The 15065-nt window shown below is 37.6% G+C and carries 17 protein-coding genes; all 17 read right to left on the bottom strand.

Annotated elements, in window-relative coordinates; all coding sequences use genetic code 11:
• Positions 1–3: 3 nt before the first annotated feature.
• The 17 genes from aroH to rpsA all read right to left on the bottom strand — a co-directional run bounded on the left by aroH (position 4) and on the right by rpsA (position 14987).
• Positions 4–366, bottom strand: a complete 363-nt coding sequence (aroH, locus tag AC6CHJ_RS04815) for a chorismate mutase (RefSeq protein WP_147193946.1) — start codon at positions 364–366, stop codon at positions 4–6.
• On the bottom strand, positions 359–1453 hold the full coding sequence (gene aroB, locus AC6CHJ_RS04810; RefSeq protein WP_147193948.1) for a 3-dehydroquinate synthase: 1095 nt from the start codon (positions 1451–1453) through the stop codon (positions 359–361). The genes aroH and aroB overlap by 8 nt, the downstream gene beginning before the upstream one ends.
• A 2-nt stretch (positions 1454–1455) precedes the next feature.
• Positions 1456–2637 carry a chorismate synthase gene (gene aroC / locus AC6CHJ_RS04805; RefSeq protein ID WP_498287463.1) on the bottom strand — a complete coding sequence of 394 codons (1182 nt, stop codon included), beginning with the start codon at positions 2635–2637 and terminating at the stop codon, positions 1456–1458.
• A gap of 136 nt (positions 2638–2773) precedes the next feature.
• On the bottom strand, positions 2774–3544 hold the full coding sequence (locus AC6CHJ_RS04800) for a CheR family methyltransferase (protein ID WP_498287461.1): 771 nt from the start codon (positions 3542–3544) through the stop codon (positions 2774–2776).
• 126 nt (positions 3545–3670) lie between these two features.
• Positions 3671–4090, bottom strand: a complete 420-nt coding sequence (ndk, locus tag AC6CHJ_RS04795; protein WP_066786060.1) for a nucleoside-diphosphate kinase — start codon at positions 4088–4090, stop codon at positions 3671–3673.
• Between the two features lie 85 nt (positions 4091–4175).
• The gene (hepT, locus tag AC6CHJ_RS04790; RefSeq protein WP_184117504.1) at positions 4176–5150 is read right to left on the bottom strand and encodes a heptaprenyl diphosphate synthase component II; all 975 of its coding nucleotides are present in this window, start codon (positions 5148–5150) and stop codon (positions 4176–4178) included.
• A gap of 20 nt (positions 5151–5170) precedes the next feature.
• Positions 5171–5875, bottom strand: coding sequence for a demethylmenaquinone methyltransferase (locus AC6CHJ_RS04785; RefSeq protein WP_249775741.1), 705 nt, complete (start codon positions 5873–5875; stop codon positions 5171–5173).
• Between the two features lies 1 nt (position 5876).
• Positions 5877–6662: a heptaprenyl diphosphate synthase component 1 gene (locus AC6CHJ_RS04780; RefSeq protein ID WP_147193954.1), complete on the bottom strand. Its 786-nt coding sequence runs from the start codon at positions 6660–6662 to the stop codon at positions 5877–5879.
• 164 nt (positions 6663–6826) lie between these two features.
• Positions 6827–7048, bottom strand: coding sequence for a trp RNA-binding attenuation protein MtrB (mtrB, locus tag AC6CHJ_RS04775; RefSeq protein WP_066786045.1), 222 nt, complete (start codon positions 7046–7048; stop codon positions 6827–6829).
• A 61-nt stretch (positions 7049–7109) separates the two neighbouring features.
• On the bottom strand, positions 7110–7715 hold the full coding sequence (gene folE, locus AC6CHJ_RS04770; RefSeq protein ID WP_147193956.1) for a GTP cyclohydrolase I FolE: 606 nt from the start codon (positions 7713–7715) through the stop codon (positions 7110–7112).
• A gap of 231 nt (positions 7716–7946) precedes the next feature.
• Positions 7947–8219 (bottom strand): non-specific DNA-binding protein Hbs, encoded by a 273-nt coding sequence (gene hbs, locus AC6CHJ_RS04765; protein ID WP_066786039.1) that lies wholly within the window; start codon positions 8217–8219, stop codon positions 7947–7949.
• A 362-nt stretch (positions 8220–8581) separates the two neighbouring features.
• Positions 8582–10060: a stage IV sporulation protein A gene (gene spoIVA / locus AC6CHJ_RS04760; protein ID WP_066786036.1), complete on the bottom strand. Its 1479-nt coding sequence runs from the start codon at positions 10058–10060 to the stop codon at positions 8582–8584.
• A 94-nt stretch (positions 10061–10154) separates the two neighbouring features.
• Positions 10155–10880, bottom strand: coding sequence for a YphF family lipoprotein (locus AC6CHJ_RS04755; RefSeq protein WP_498287458.1), 726 nt, complete (start codon positions 10878–10880; stop codon positions 10155–10157).
• A gap of 23 nt (positions 10881–10903) precedes the next feature.
• On the bottom strand, positions 10904–11125 hold the full coding sequence (locus AC6CHJ_RS04750; RefSeq protein ID WP_307723577.1) for a DUF2768 domain-containing protein: 222 nt from the start codon (positions 11123–11125) through the stop codon (positions 10904–10906).
• Between the two features lie 165 nt (positions 11126–11290).
• Positions 11291–12307: an NAD(P)H-dependent glycerol-3-phosphate dehydrogenase gene (locus AC6CHJ_RS04745; protein WP_249775738.1), complete on the bottom strand. Its 1017-nt coding sequence runs from the start codon at positions 12305–12307 to the stop codon at positions 11291–11293.
• Positions 12308–12335: 28 nt separating this feature from the next.
• Positions 12336–13646: a ribosome biogenesis GTPase Der gene (gene der / locus AC6CHJ_RS04740; protein ID WP_249775737.1), complete on the bottom strand. Its 1311-nt coding sequence runs from the start codon at positions 13644–13646 to the stop codon at positions 12336–12338.
• 174 nt (positions 13647–13820) lie between these two features.
• Positions 13821–14987 carry a 30S ribosomal protein S1 gene (gene rpsA, locus AC6CHJ_RS04735; RefSeq protein WP_498287456.1) on the bottom strand — a complete coding sequence of 389 codons (1167 nt, stop codon included), beginning with the start codon at positions 14985–14987 and terminating at the stop codon, positions 13821–13823.
• Between the last annotated feature and the right edge of the window lie 78 nt (positions 14988–15065).

The following is a 15065-nucleotide window of genomic DNA, read 5'->3' as shown; positions in this document are numbered from 1 at the left end:
CTATTATTTTGTCAAATCTGGTCTTAATTTTACAGCCTCATTCAGATAGATGTGCTTAATTTCATTTTGTGGGACAGTTGTATTCACATGTACTAGTACTCGAATACATAAGGGAAGCCCGTTTGGCACATTCATCTCATGTGTACACATAACGGGAACATACTCCCATTTCGGAAGTGACCGTACAGCTTTAGCAGGAAAAGCTGAAACGATATCTGCAGTTGTAGAAATAATCACTGATGCAACATTCTCCGGAAGCACCTCATTATCCTTTATTATTCGCTCCATTAAATTCTTTGTTTCCTGCATTACTAATGCTGGATTATCATAAGCGATTGTACTGGCGCCTCGTATTCCTCTAATCATATGATACCCCCTCTATTAATTCTCTTAAAAGAAGATCTGTTTCTTGACACTCACTACGGGATATTCGCTGAGTGAATGGTTTACCGATATCCTTTAAAAGTACAAACTGCAGTTCACCATCTTCAGCTTTTTTATCCTTTTGCATAAACTCAAATAATTCATCAAAACTAAAATTAGCAACAGATTCTACAGGATATTTATTACGTATAGCAAACAAAAGAAATTCTTTCGTAAATGAGCGTGATATTTGACCATACTTTTCGCTTAGCAATAAAGCATATACCATACCGATCATCACCGCTTCGCCGTGCGTTAATTTCCCAAAGCCAAATGCTGCTTCTAGTGCGTGGCCGTATGTATGGCCAAAGTTTAAAAATTTTCGTACGCCATGTTCTTCTTCATCTTGGGCTACTATATTTGCCTTTACACGAATCCCCTGTTCTAAATAGCCCATCGTTTTCTCTTCATCTAGATTGAACATTGGCGGAAGCTCCATTAATTCCTGTAACCAGACCATGTCAGAAATAAGTGCATGTTTTACTACTTCAGCCATTCCTGATCTTACCTCTTGTGCTGGCAAGCTTTTTAAAAATTCAATATCGAATATGACACCTTCTGGTTGATAAAAGGTTCCTATCATATTTTTGCCTAAAGCATGATTTATCGCAGTCTTTCCTCCTACTGCGCTATCGTGGGCAAGAATGGTCGTAGGCAATTGAATGATCGGAATTCCTCTCATAAAAGTGGAAGCAACAAAGCCTGTAAGATCGCCAACTGCTCCTCCACCAAAAGCAAACAGCATTGATTTACGTGTACACTTTTGTTCTAACAAAAATGTCTGTGCGGCTAAGTATTGCTCAAATGTTTTGCATGCTTCTCCGCCTGGCAAAACAAATACAGAGAATGGAAAAGGGAAACTTTTTGTAAATGCGTCTTTATATATTCGCCAAACATTTTCGTCCGTAAATACAATTACCTTGTCCCTTTCTACGATGAATTGTTGATACGTTTTTATAGCTTCTTCAAGGTCTCCCTGACCTATATACACATTATAGCTACGGGAGGGAGTATGAATTGGAATTTTCATCACTAAAACTCCTTCATTATTTTTCTCATCTCATTTATTTGGTCTTTTAATTGGCCAAGCTGGTCGCTATGGAAATGTTCAACGATAGCTTTTGCTATTTCGAAAGCTACAACATGTTCTGCCACAACTGAAGCAGCAGGTACAGCACAACTATCGGAACGCTCGACACTTGCCTTAAAATCTTCCTTAGTATCAATATCAACACTTTGAAGGGGTTTATATAATGTCGGAATAGGCTTCATTACTCCACGAACTACGATTGGCATCCCAGTAGACATACCACCTTCTAGACCACCTAAGTGATTGGTTCTCCTTGTGTATCCCTCTTCAGGACTCCAGAGAATTTCATCATGCACTTCGCTCCCTTTTAAATGAGCCATTTCAAAACCAAGACCAAATTCCACTCCTTTAAAGGCATTGATGCTCATCATAGCCGCAGCTAATTTACCATCCAATTTACGGTCATAATGGACATACGAACCGATTCCAGCTGGTACACCTTCTACTATAACTTCTACAACGCCGCCAATCGAATCTCCCGCTTTTTTAGCTGCGTCAATTGCTTCTACCATCTTAATAGAAGCATCTTGATCTACACAATAACATGGATCATTTTCAATGATTTGACGAATTTCATGAACTGTTTTATTCATCGTCGTTTCAGGATTTGCAATGACACCACCGATTTCTGTTACATGCGATACAATATGGATGCCTAATTCATTTAGTAAAACTTTTGCTACAGCGCCAACTGCTACACGCACAGTCGTTTCTCTTGCCGATGAGCGTTCTAATACATTTCTTAAGTCTCTATGTCCGTATTTAATGCCGCCTACTAAATCTGCATGTCCTGGGCGTGGTCTCGTAATTTTTCTTTTAATCTCATCTGGGTTTATATCTTCTGGCAAAGGGTCCGCACCCATAATTTTTGTCCAGTGTTTCCAATCATCATTTTTGACAATTAGCGCAATCGGCGACCCTAACGTCTTGCCATGTCGAACACCTGAAGCAATCTCTACAGTATCTGTTTCTATTTGCATGCGGCGCCCTCTTCCATGGCCACCTTGTCGACGTTTAAGTTCTTTATTAATCTGTTCTGTTGTTAGCTCTAATTGGGCTGGTATTCCTTCGATAATAGTAGTTAATTGTGGTCCATGCGACTCTCCTGCTGTTAAATAACGCATATACTTTCCCCCTTCAACTCGTTAAAGTGTATGTTTTTCACTATAACATATTTTAACTCAAAAAAGCATGAACAGACGGATAAATTTGTGATTAATAAAAAGAGCGCCTTCCGTATAAAACGAAAGCGCCTTCAACTTATGCCTTGCTATAAAAAAATGTATCTTCAATATCAAACGAATATTTAGATGGATTAAAGATTTGCTCTGTACTACCAACAAATAATACTCCACCTGGTCGAAGCGCTTTACTAAAATTTAGGTATATTTGATCTTTTGCTTCTTCTGTAAAATAGATCATTACATTGCGGCACACAATCAAATCATAATTTTGTTCATATGGATCTTTGAGCAAGTTATGTTTGCGGAAGGTCACTGTCCGTTTTATTTCATCTTTCACTTGGTAGAACATCCCGTTTTTCACAAAATACTTTTCTTTAATGGCTGTAGTTACCTCTGCTAGCGACCGTTCTGGATATATCCCAGTTTTTGCTTTTGCTATTGCATTTTCATCAAGGTCAGTTGCTATAATTGAAATCTGCGATAAAGGAAGATAGTTTGATAAGACCATAGCGATAGTATATGGTTCTTCTCCCGTTGAGCAGGCTGCACTCCATATTTTTAGTTTTCTATTCTCTTTTAACAATCTTGGAAATATCTTATTTTGGAGAACTTCCCACCGTTTGCCGTTACGATAAAACTCAGATACATTTATTGTCATTCGATCTAAAAATTCATTTAATAATTGTTGATCTCTTTCAATTCCCTTATAAAAATCATTGAAATTTTTAAATCCTCTTTTTTCATATAGGGATGTTAATCTTCTTTTCATCTGGGCTTCTTTATATAAAGCCAAATCAATGTTTGTTTTGCGTTTAATATTTGTGATAAATCCTTCATAATCCGTCATATGCTCTTCCCTCTCTTTAGACCTAGGTTTATTATACCTAATTAGTTCCAAATCGGAAATGGTCTATTAATAGAGTTTGAAGAAAAATAAAAAAACTGTTCATTTGAGTGAACAGTTTTCTTGATATTAGTGAATTTCTTCTTCTGTGAAGAATAGACCGATTTCACGTTCTGCTGAAGCTAATGAATCAGAACCGTGGATCACATTGTGAGATAAAGTTGTTGAGTAGTCACCACGAATTGTGCCAGGTGCTGATTGCTCAGGGTTTGTAGCACCCATCATTAGACGAGCTACAGAGATAACGTTTTCGCCTTCCCATACCATTGCAAATACAGGACCAGATGTGATGAATTCAGTTAACTCACCAAAGAATGGCTTGTCCGCATGTTCAGCATAGTGTTTTTCAGCTAATTCTTGAGATACTTGCATAAGTTTAGCACCTTTTAGTACGAAACCTTTGCGTTCAAATCGATCAACGATGTCACCAACTAGTTGGCGTTTTACACCGTCAGGTTTAACCATTAAAAATGTTTTTTGGATAGCCATTAAATATTACAACTCCTTAAGATGTTCTAGGGTAAAAACCCTACTTGAAAATAGTATCATTGAACGCTTGAATGTTCAACAATTTTTAGAATTTGCGTTTCCCCATATATAAAGCAATATCTTTTAAAGACTTTTTCACAGAATTGGCTGGCAATTCTTCAATTTCTTTTAAAGCTTTTTGCAAATATAAGTTGCTTATATGATAGGCATCGTTGATTGCATTAGAGCTGCGCATTTTTTTCAAGAAAACTTGTCGTTCATCTTCTTTCATATCGCCGTTCAATGCTTTTTCAATATATGGCCGAATAGCTGAATCGTTTTTCGCCAATAAGACAGGCAATGTGATATTCCCCTGAAGTAAATCGCTGCCTGCGGGTTTCCCTAACTGTTTATCTGTAGCTGTCAAATCCAGAACATCATCAATGATTTGGAATGACATGCCTACATAGTAGCCGAACTTCTTTAAGTGATGTGCTACGCTATCATCTGCTCCAGCGGCTACAGCACCAAGCTGACAGCTTGAGGATATAAGCAATGCAGTTTTCCGTTTAATTCTACGGAAATAATCACGGATAGATTGGTTTAAATGCATCTTATCCTCAATTTGAATGATTTCTCCTTGCACAATTTCCACCATCGTTTTAGATAGAATTTGGTGAGCCTTTTCATTTTGAATATTCGTCATATATTCTAATGCCCTTGCAAAAATAAAATCACCAGCATACATAGCAACACGATTATTCCATTGGGATTTAACAGTAGGACGCCCTCTACGCAGCTCAGCGTCATCGATGACATCGTCATGTACAAGCGATGCCATATGTATTAACTCAAGTGGCACAGCTACGTTTTTCATATCATCTATATTATATTGGCCAAATTTTGCACCGAGCAACACAAAGACAGGTCGAATACGTTTTCCGCCAGCCTTCAGCAAATGGAGAGAGGCATCTTTCAAATAGTGTGAAGATGAATCCAACGCTGTTTCTAATTCTTTTTCGATGACTCTTATGTCTGATTGCAGATCAGCATAAAGAAGCTTTAACTTCATCTTTTCCACGCGTCTAAACATCCCCTACACTAAATTTCTTTTTTTATGCCCATATGCATAGCAGCTGCTCCGCCACTATATGATTTGTATATTACATTTTGTAAGCCCGCAGCTTCAAACATTTTTTTCAATTCTTTCATCCCTGGGAAATCATTTGCAGATTCTTGCAACCAAGAATATTCATTGAAACTTTTAGCAAAAAGCTTGCCAAATAACGGCATAATATAGTGAAAATAAAAGCGGAACAATTGTCTATAACCTGGAATTTCAGGTTGTGATGTTTCAAGGCATACAACCTTGCCGCCCGGTTTTACCACACGGTGCATTTCTTTTAAAACTTGCATATAATCAGGTACATTGCGAAGACCAAACCCAATTGTTACATAATCAAACGTATTATCATCAAATGGCAGTTCCATCGCATTTCCTTGTATTAGCTCTATTTGTTTTATATTCTTTGTTTTTTCAATGCCTACATTCAGCATATTTTGGCTGAAGTCTAGCCCTGTGACATGGCCATTCTCTCCAACTGCGTCAGCAAGCGCAATTGTCCAATCTGCAGTGCCGCAGCAGACGTCTAGCGCATGAGAACCTGGTTTTACAGCCATGCGTCTCATTGTATCTTTACGCCAATTTTTATGCATCTGAAAACTAATGACAGAATTCATCTTATCATAGCTATCTGAAATATTTTCAAAAACAGCGTGTACGCGCTCTTCTTTAGATTGAGCCATTCTACTCAACACCTTTCATCGTAATCTGTGCCTCTACATTTACTTCAACATGCTGCAACATAAATGTTTTCACTTCATCTTGTAAGATCGGAGAAGCTGTAATAATACGTATTAGCCTAGATGAAAGGTTAGAGATTAGCCGTCTTAAAATTTGTTCATTGTTCATGCCTGCATACTCTTGCTGCTGTTCTAGTATTTTCAGGAATGGCGTTTTCATATGCTTTTCTTGTAAAGACTGTAATTCTCGTTTAAGTCGTTCCAAAACCAGTCCGTTTTTGACAATTTCAATATAACTGTCTAGATTAAAACGCTTCAAAAACTGGCACGTAATCGTTGATTCGATCACTTCTAGAATCTTATACCATTCATCCATCGAACGCTTCATAGGCTCATATAAAGCAGTCCTTGATTCGCTGCTCTTTGCGACAGCCTCAGACAATGAACGAACAAGCTCAATATCAGGAATTTTTGCAAGTGTTGCATAATACATACCGCTATAGTAATCGCCAGCAAGAACTGTTAGTTGCTGCCTTTTTGTGGCAGCATCTTGTTCGTTGATTTGTTCATGGCCATTCAATGCGGCATAAACCATAGCAACTGCGTTTACAGCCTGTTCTATTTTTTTCGGCCAATGTTCGCCGTTCAATTTTGGCAATAATATATAGCGAAGTTGTCCATCAAAAATAATTGGCTGGCCTGTATACTGCAGGAGCGTTCTATGATGCAATTTGGTTAATATATTATTTTTTGATTGTAATAAATGTTCTTCTAAAATTGCTGCATTCATAAACTTTTCTCCATTCAGTTCATTTCCTGTTGCTATACTGTATTACTTATCTCGTTCTAACAATGTAAAAGGCCAATTGGGGCTTTTTTCACCTACTGCTACAGCATGGCCCAATCAATCTTTCAACACCTTATTTTCCAGAGATAGTAAAACGGGCTATAATTTTATTTTTTCGCATCGCTTTCAACAATACCAAATGCTGTTTGAATCTCTGCTTTGCCTCGAATTTTCATCGCTGAAGTGTGTTCTGTAAATTGCGCGATCATTACTTCACCCTCGTCCAGTTTCTCCGAGTGGTGAAATTTTGTATCATTCCCGCGAGTCAAACCGATCACATGGACGCCATCTTCCTTTGCACGTATTACTACATAATCATTTTGGCCCATTTGAAGAGTCTCCTTGTATTCGAATTTCCTTTTCCTATCATACCATAAAAAAAGGCGTAAATTAAGCCATTTTAATGAATGATAGTATTTCTTGTCGTTTCACATCATCTTCTGAAAAGATTCCTTTTGCTGAAGATGTAACCGTTTTTGCACCTGGTTTTTTAATACCTCTCATAGTCATACACATATGTTCTGCTTCCACCACAACATAAACACCTTCCGGCTCTAGCATCTCCATCATTGTTTCGGCAATTTCACTTGTAATACGTTCTTGCAATTGTGGACGGTGTGAAATAGTTTCAACTGTTCGCGCAAGCTTGCTTAGACCTGCAACAACTCCATCCTTTGGCAAATAAGCAATATGAGCTTTACCATAAAAAGGTACTAAGTGATGTTCACACATAGAATAGAATGGTATATCTTTTACTAACACTACTTCATTATGCTCTTCATGAAAAACTGTTTTAAAATACTCTCTAGCATCTATATGAAGTCCTTGGAACATTTCTGCATACATTTTCGCCACACGTTTTGGCGTATCTAATAATCCTTCACGATCAGGATTTTCTCCTACTGCTTCAAGTATCATTTTTACTGCTTGTTCAATTTTATTTAAGTCAACATTCGAATTTGAATGATCAATTTTCTCTTCTTTAATATTAATCATGGTAACCCCCTATGCTTCTAAAAAAGTCTCAAAATGAGATTAACATACAAGACCTCTAATCGCAAAATATGAAAACGGATTTATTTCATTTTCTAAACTTGAATAAACCTATATTATTCTTAGCCCATCCCACTAAGTAATATCTTTTTATGTATAGTTAGTCCTGTTCACTCTTAATTATACAAAAAGAGTAGCCAGTTATATTGGCTACTCTATGTAACAGATGCAAAATTATTTTACTGCATCTTTAAGCGCTTTACCTGGCTTGAATGCAGGTACTTTGCTTGCAGCGATTTCGATTTCTTCACCCGTTTGAGGATTGCGTCCTTTACGAGCCGCACGTTCGCGGATTTCAAAGTTACCAAAACCAATTAATTGTACTTTATCTCCCTTTGCAAGAGCTGCTTGGATAGATTCAAATACTGCGTCAACTGCTTTTGTTGCATCTTTCTTAGAAAGTTCTGCAGTTTCTGCAACAGAGTTTACTAAATCTGTTTTATTCACACCATTCACCTCCTCTCAAAAGGCATACCACTAAATCATGTAAAAAGATTATCACAACACTATTTACTGTGCAACAATATTTATACTTCATTTGTTGATTTTAAGCAAATAATAATGCCTGTCTTAACCAATATAGCATGTTTAAATGAAGTATACGACAGTAAAATATGTACAATTAAAGCAAATATATGATATCTATTTTACATATAGATACATGAAAAACACCATAAAAAAAGGGCTACTTACATACTGTAAATAGTCCTTCATTGTTCCTTTTATTCAATTTATAAACTATTTTCTTTATATAGATAAATAAATCTTCAGTCCAGATTCATTTATTAAATGGTTAATATATATTGTATTTATAAAATAAATGTTACCATGCCTGAATCGCCTTTATTGACCATTTTTTCTATCGTTTGGCGCATTCTTGCTTTTGCATGTTTAGGAACTGCATCTGTCTTGTAAGCAATGCTTTCTTTCATTACTTCAAACAATGGTGTGCCGAATAATTGCGTTTCCCATAATGCATCCCGATCATGTAAAAAGGCATACGTTAAATCTTTCAGCAGCTGCTGGCTATGGAACTCTGATCCAATCAACGGTGCGAATTCCGCTGCCATATCAATACGTAAAATATGATAAGATGGTGCTTTTGCTTCCATGCGGACACCAAAGAAATTATTCTGTTTAATAATCTCTGGTCTTGACGGTTCGAATTCCTGAAGGGTCGGCAGTGTTACACCATAACCATCCTTCCGCGCTTGCTCAATCGCTTCATGGAAGCGTTGATAAGATTTTCTCGCTTGTTGCGATTCTTTTATAAATAATAACCAATCCTTCTTACTTTGGATAGGCTCTTCCAGCCATTCGTCACAGATATTTTTGAAAATATCATTTTTCAGTTGTAAGCTAATTATCGCATGCCCTAATCCCGCATCTACACTTTTCACCTGTGCTGACGCAATGAAGTCCTCATCAAGCAATTCTTTTGTCAAGCGTTCAATATCTCTAATTTTATTGACAGATTGCTTCCAATTGTCAATTGATTGCTTGATCAATTTATTTAATTCATGATTCTCTTCTAGTACATCCAACCAATCCGGTTTTTCCATTTCCAATTTTTTAATTGGGAATTCATATAATGCTTCTTCTAGGATATGTTTTACCTCATTTAGCGTCATTTGATCTACTGATGTAGAAATGACTGGTGCATTATACCTCTCATGTAGTTCATCACATAATTCTTTAGCAGTCGTATGCGCTGGCATTTTGCTATTCACTACAATGACAAATGGTTTGCCGATTTCTTGTAATTGATCAATAATATCTTGCTCCGCCTGACGGACAGATTCACGCGGAATGCCATTAACTGTACCATCAGTCGTCATTACAACACCAATATTAGCATGCTCTCGTATAATCTTGTCTGTACCAATTTTAGCTGCATCTTGGAATGGAATCGGGTCGTTGTGCCATGGTGTATGTACCAACTTTGGTCCATTTTCATCTTCATAGCCTTTCACTCCATCAATAATGTATCCTACACAATCTGCGAATCTAATCTTAAAAGGCATATCCTGATTGCCTACTGAAATTTGCGCGCCATTCGCTGGGACAAATTTAGGTTCTGTTGTCATAATGACTGGACCAGGCGAGCTTTGTGGCAGCTCATCTTGTGCTCGTTGTCTTTCTTTTTCATCTTCCATATTCGGTAATACCATAATATCCATAACACGCTTTGTAAACGTTGATTTACCTACTCTTACAGGTCCTACTACACCAATATAAATATCGCCGTTCGTTCTTGTTGCCATTTGCTCGTACACTTCTTGTGACATGTTTTTCTTCCCCCTTTTTCTCAGCACTATATCCTATGCACGCAAAAAACGTTTCATGCACAAGTCATGAAACGCTTTTTAAAAAGGTAAATTATTATTTTCTTTTCGAATCTGTAAGAAATTCGACTTCTTGTTTGTCATTCACTGTATAAGGCAAAGAATAGGCAGGCAAAACCTCATAGCGATCCGATAAAAGGTGTCTGATGTCTTCACCACTTTTCACATTTGGCTTTTCTTTATCAAGAATTCTTTGCAGTTCAATAGAATAATCAATGCAAATTTCGCCACTTCCTTTTACTATAAAGGGCAGATTGGTATTTGAATAAGGGCTAGGAACAGTAGGGGCTTGTTTATAGCCCATTTTTTTATAATCTATTTGATAAATATCATCCTTGATTTGGCCCGCAATTGGCACAAATCCATTTACACCTTTTTTAATATTCATCTCTCGGATAATTTCAGTGCCCCGCAGATCGACTAATTTTACTTTGGGCTTTTTGCTCTCTGCATGCCAGATTACATATTGATATATTCCACCCTTTTCAAAAGAATTGCCTGGAGCTTTCGGAATATATCCGCCACTTATAAGCTTTGAAAAATCTATTGGGTACTTGATATATTGGTCTACATCTTGATCACGATTCTGAATCGGCAATAAGCCGCCTGTATCTTTTCTGAATTGATTAATAGTCTTTTGGACTGTTAATAGCTGTGCTTCATCTGGCACTTGATTTTCTACTTTCTCTTTATCTGGATACATACATCCGGCCAATACCACTGTAAGTAATGCAACAAATAATAATAAGCTATATTTTTTCATAAACTTTCCCTCATTCATTTATTTTAAAATGACATTACAACAAATACCATTGTCAAAAAGCCAATTATTAAAAAAATATACGCAATCAACGCGACAATTGAACTGATAATTCGATTTTTTATCTTTTGTCTGCTTAAATAAATGAGTCCTGATGCGACAAGCATAAAACCAATGGAATAAAAAGAAATCCACATCATTGTCATACCGGATATGCCTGTACTTGCAAGAAGCACTAAATTTGACAACGATACAACCACCTTTCTTATGTACATTCAGTCAAACCCTATATGAGATAGCCTAAAAAAATAAGAGATGGCTGCTGCTCACCTCTTATTTTGACTATTCACTAAATACGTAGAGCGTTGAAAATATCTTATGACTCCATTATACAATATGGATGTTAACAAAGTTTAGAGATAATACGCATCTAATTCTTGCTTTTTCACTCTAAGCATAAGTTCTTCCACCGTTTGGCGAGGGTTCTTATCCTCAAACAAAACGCTGTACAACGCTTCTGCAATAGGCATGGACACTTCGTACTTCTCTGCAAGCTGATGGGCTGCCTTTGTTGTACGAACGCCTTCTACCACCATGCCCATTTGTTCAAGAATCTCATCTAGTGTATACCCTTTGCCGAGCATATGGCCAGCTCTCCAGTTACGGGAGTGGACACTTGTACATGTGACGATTAAATCACCCATGCCTGCCAGCCCTGAGAATGTAAGTGGGTTAGCACCCATTTTCACGCCCAATCTGGAGATTTCGGCAAGACCTCGAGTAATTAGGGCCGCTTTGGCATTATCGCCAAATCCTAAACCATCAACGGCTCCTGCAGCTAATGCGATAACATTCTTTAAGGCACCGCCTATTTCTACCCCGATGACGTCCTGATTTGTATATACTCTGAAATATTGATTCATAAATAAATCTTGTACTCGCTCAGCTGCTACTATATCTTCACATGCAGCTGCTACTGTTGTAGGATGATGCAATACCACTTCTTCTGCATGACTAGGACCTGACAACACTACAATTTCCTCAATAAATTCAGCTGGAATTTCTTCTTTAATAATATCAGATATGCGTAATAAAGTATTAGGTTCGATTCCTTTTGAGACATGTATAAAAAGGACCTTTTTGTCTAATGTCTTGAGCATTTTTTTACAAGTCTCGCGGATACCTTTAGTAGGCACAGCCATGACAACTATTTCCGCATGTGAAATTGCCTTTTCCATATCATCTGTCGCATTTAAATTCTCCGGCAAGATTGTTTCCGGCAAATATTTAGCATTCCTATGTTGGTTGCTAATTTCTTCCGCCTGTTCTTTTCTATGTGTCCATAGTAATGTATCATGCCCGTTTTCTGCTAGAACAATCGCTAATGATGTCCCCCATGAACCTGCTCCTAGCACTGCTACACGACTCATGTAAAAGCCCCTTTCTATTAAATAGTTATTAGTCCCTCGCTCTTGTAATCAACTTAATCGGCGTACCTTCAAAGTCAAAAGTCTCGCGGATTCGGTTTTCTAGGAAACGCTCGTAAGTAAAGTGCATTAATTCTGGATCATTGACAAAGACAACAAATGTTGGCGGCTTAATCGCTACTTGGGTTACATAGTAAATACGTAAGCGACGACCTTTATCTGTTGGTGCAGGATTTCTTGCTACTGCATCTGAAATTACTTCGTTTAAGATGCTCGATTGAATCCGCATGGAATGATTTTCGCTGACGCGATTAATAATTGGCAAAATGGAATGTACACGTTTCTTGGTTTTAGCAGACACAAAAATAATAGGTGCATAGTCAAGAAACTGGAATTGTTCTCTAATTTCCTTTGTTTTTTCATTCATTGTTTTTTCGTCTTTCTCTACAACATCCCATTTATTCACAACAATAATCACAGCTTTACCAGCTTGATGCGCATAGCCAGCAATTTTTTTGTCTTGTTCTTGTATACCTTCTTCGCCGTTTAAAACAACCAGAACGACATCTGAACGTTCAATTGCTCGAAGGGCTCGAAGGACACTGTATTTCTCTGTTGTCTCATAGACTTTTCCTTTTTTGCGCATTCCAGCAGTGTCAATGATGACATATTCTTGACCATCAAATTCATAATTTGAGTCAATGGCATCGCGCGTTGTACCGGCAACATCGCTGACAATAACTCGGTTATCACCAAGAAAGGCATTAACTAAAGAAGATTTGCCGACATTTGGACGGCCAATTAATGAAAACTTAATGACATCCTCATCGTATACTTGTTCTTCTTCATTTGGGAAATGTTTAGCTACTTCATCAAGCAAATCCCCTAAGCCTAAACCATGTGATCCTGAAATTGGGAATGGATCGCCGAAGCCTAATGAATAAAAATCATATATCATATCTCGCATATCAGGGTTATCAATTTTATTAACAGCTAGTACTACTGGTTTTTTTGTTTTGTATAAAATTTTGGCTACATGCTCATCTGCCAATGTTACGCCTTCTCTTCCATTGACCATAAAGATTATTACATCTGCTTCGTCCATGGCAATCTCTGCTTGATGGCGAATTTGTTCTAAAAACGGCTCATCTCCTATATCAATACCGCCAGTATCAATAATATTAAAATCATGTGTAAGCCAGTCCGCAGAACTATAGATTCGGTCGCGCGTCACACCTGGAATATCCTCCACTATGGACACACGTTCACCTACAATTCTGTTAAAAATAGTCGATTTACCGACATTTGGACGGCCGACAATTGCGACAATCGGTTTCGTCATTTTAAATTCATCCTTCCAACTTCTTAATCCTATTATACAACAAAAAAGGTGATGGCATCTGATCTGTCACCATCACCTACAATTCAAGTCAATATATCTTTATTTTATCAAAAAACTGATGCATTGCAAGAAAAAACAGACGCTAGAACGATTCTTTGCGTCTGTTTCTTTTAATTAGTTATTTTTTGAGAAATTTTTCAGTTGATCACCAATCACATCACCGAATGAAAATCCATTTGTTTCTTCTGGCATTTCGTAGTCTGTTACTTCTTCTTCAGCTGCATTATTTAGTAATGCTTTAATGCTAAGAGATAACCGTTTTTCGTTTTGATCAACGCCCAGAACCTTCACTTCTACCTCTTGGCCTTCTTTTAAAGCTTCATGAGGAGTGGAAATATGATTATGTGAGATTTGTGAGATATGGACAAGTCCTTCTACACCTGGGAATACTTCGATGAAAGCGCCAAAACCAACTAGGCGTTTCACTTTCCCTGTAAGAACAGCACCCACTGGAGCTTTCTCTTCAATATTTGTCCATGGGCCTTCTTGTGTTTCTTTAATAGATAAAGAAATACGCTCTTGTTCTGGATCAACGGATAGAACTTTTACTTTAACACGTTGTCCTTCAGAAAGAACGGATGCCACATCATCAATATGTTCGTGAGATACCTGAGAAATGTGTACAAGGCCGTCAACGCCACCCAGATCTACAAATGCGCCGAACGAAGCTAAACGCTGAACAGTACCTTCTAGTACATCGCCTTCATGAATACCACCTAACACTTCGCCTTTTTTCTCAGCTTTTTGGGCTTCTAAAACTGCGCGGTGAGATAGGATTAGACGGTTTTTCTCTTCTTCCATCTCTACGATTTTGAATGTTAACGTTTTTCCTTTGTAATCGTCGAAAGATTCAACAAAGTGATCTTCTACAAGTGAAGCTGGTACAAATCCTCGAACGCCTAGATCAACGACAAGGCCACCCTTCACTACATCTTTCACTTCAGCTTCAATTATTTCGCCGTTATTAAATTGTTCCTCTAAAACTTTCCATGCCTTTTTCGCATCAACTTTGCGTTTTGACAACACGTATTGACCAGGCTTTGCATCATCGGGTTCTTCAACTTTTGTTACGATTAATTCTAATTCATCATTTACGGAGACAGCGTCAGAAGCTTTTTCCACATGCAAGCTAGATAGCTCGCTAATTGGCACTACGCCATCAAACGGTGCACCAGCTATAGTGACGATTGCAACTTTATCTTCCACTTGTTCGACCTTGCCTTTTACGACATCGCCTTCACGGATTTCGTTTACTTCGTTTAAGTTCATTTCTTCAGACATATGTAATCCTCCTTCACAATGTATAATTCCTATTTTATAAGAATTTGCTAGTAAAAACAAAAATTAACCCTTATAATC

The sequence above is a fragment of the Rummeliibacillus sp. GQ308 genome (genome assembly GCF_059759115.1).
This window is presented reverse-complemented; position numbering and strand designations above follow the sequence as displayed.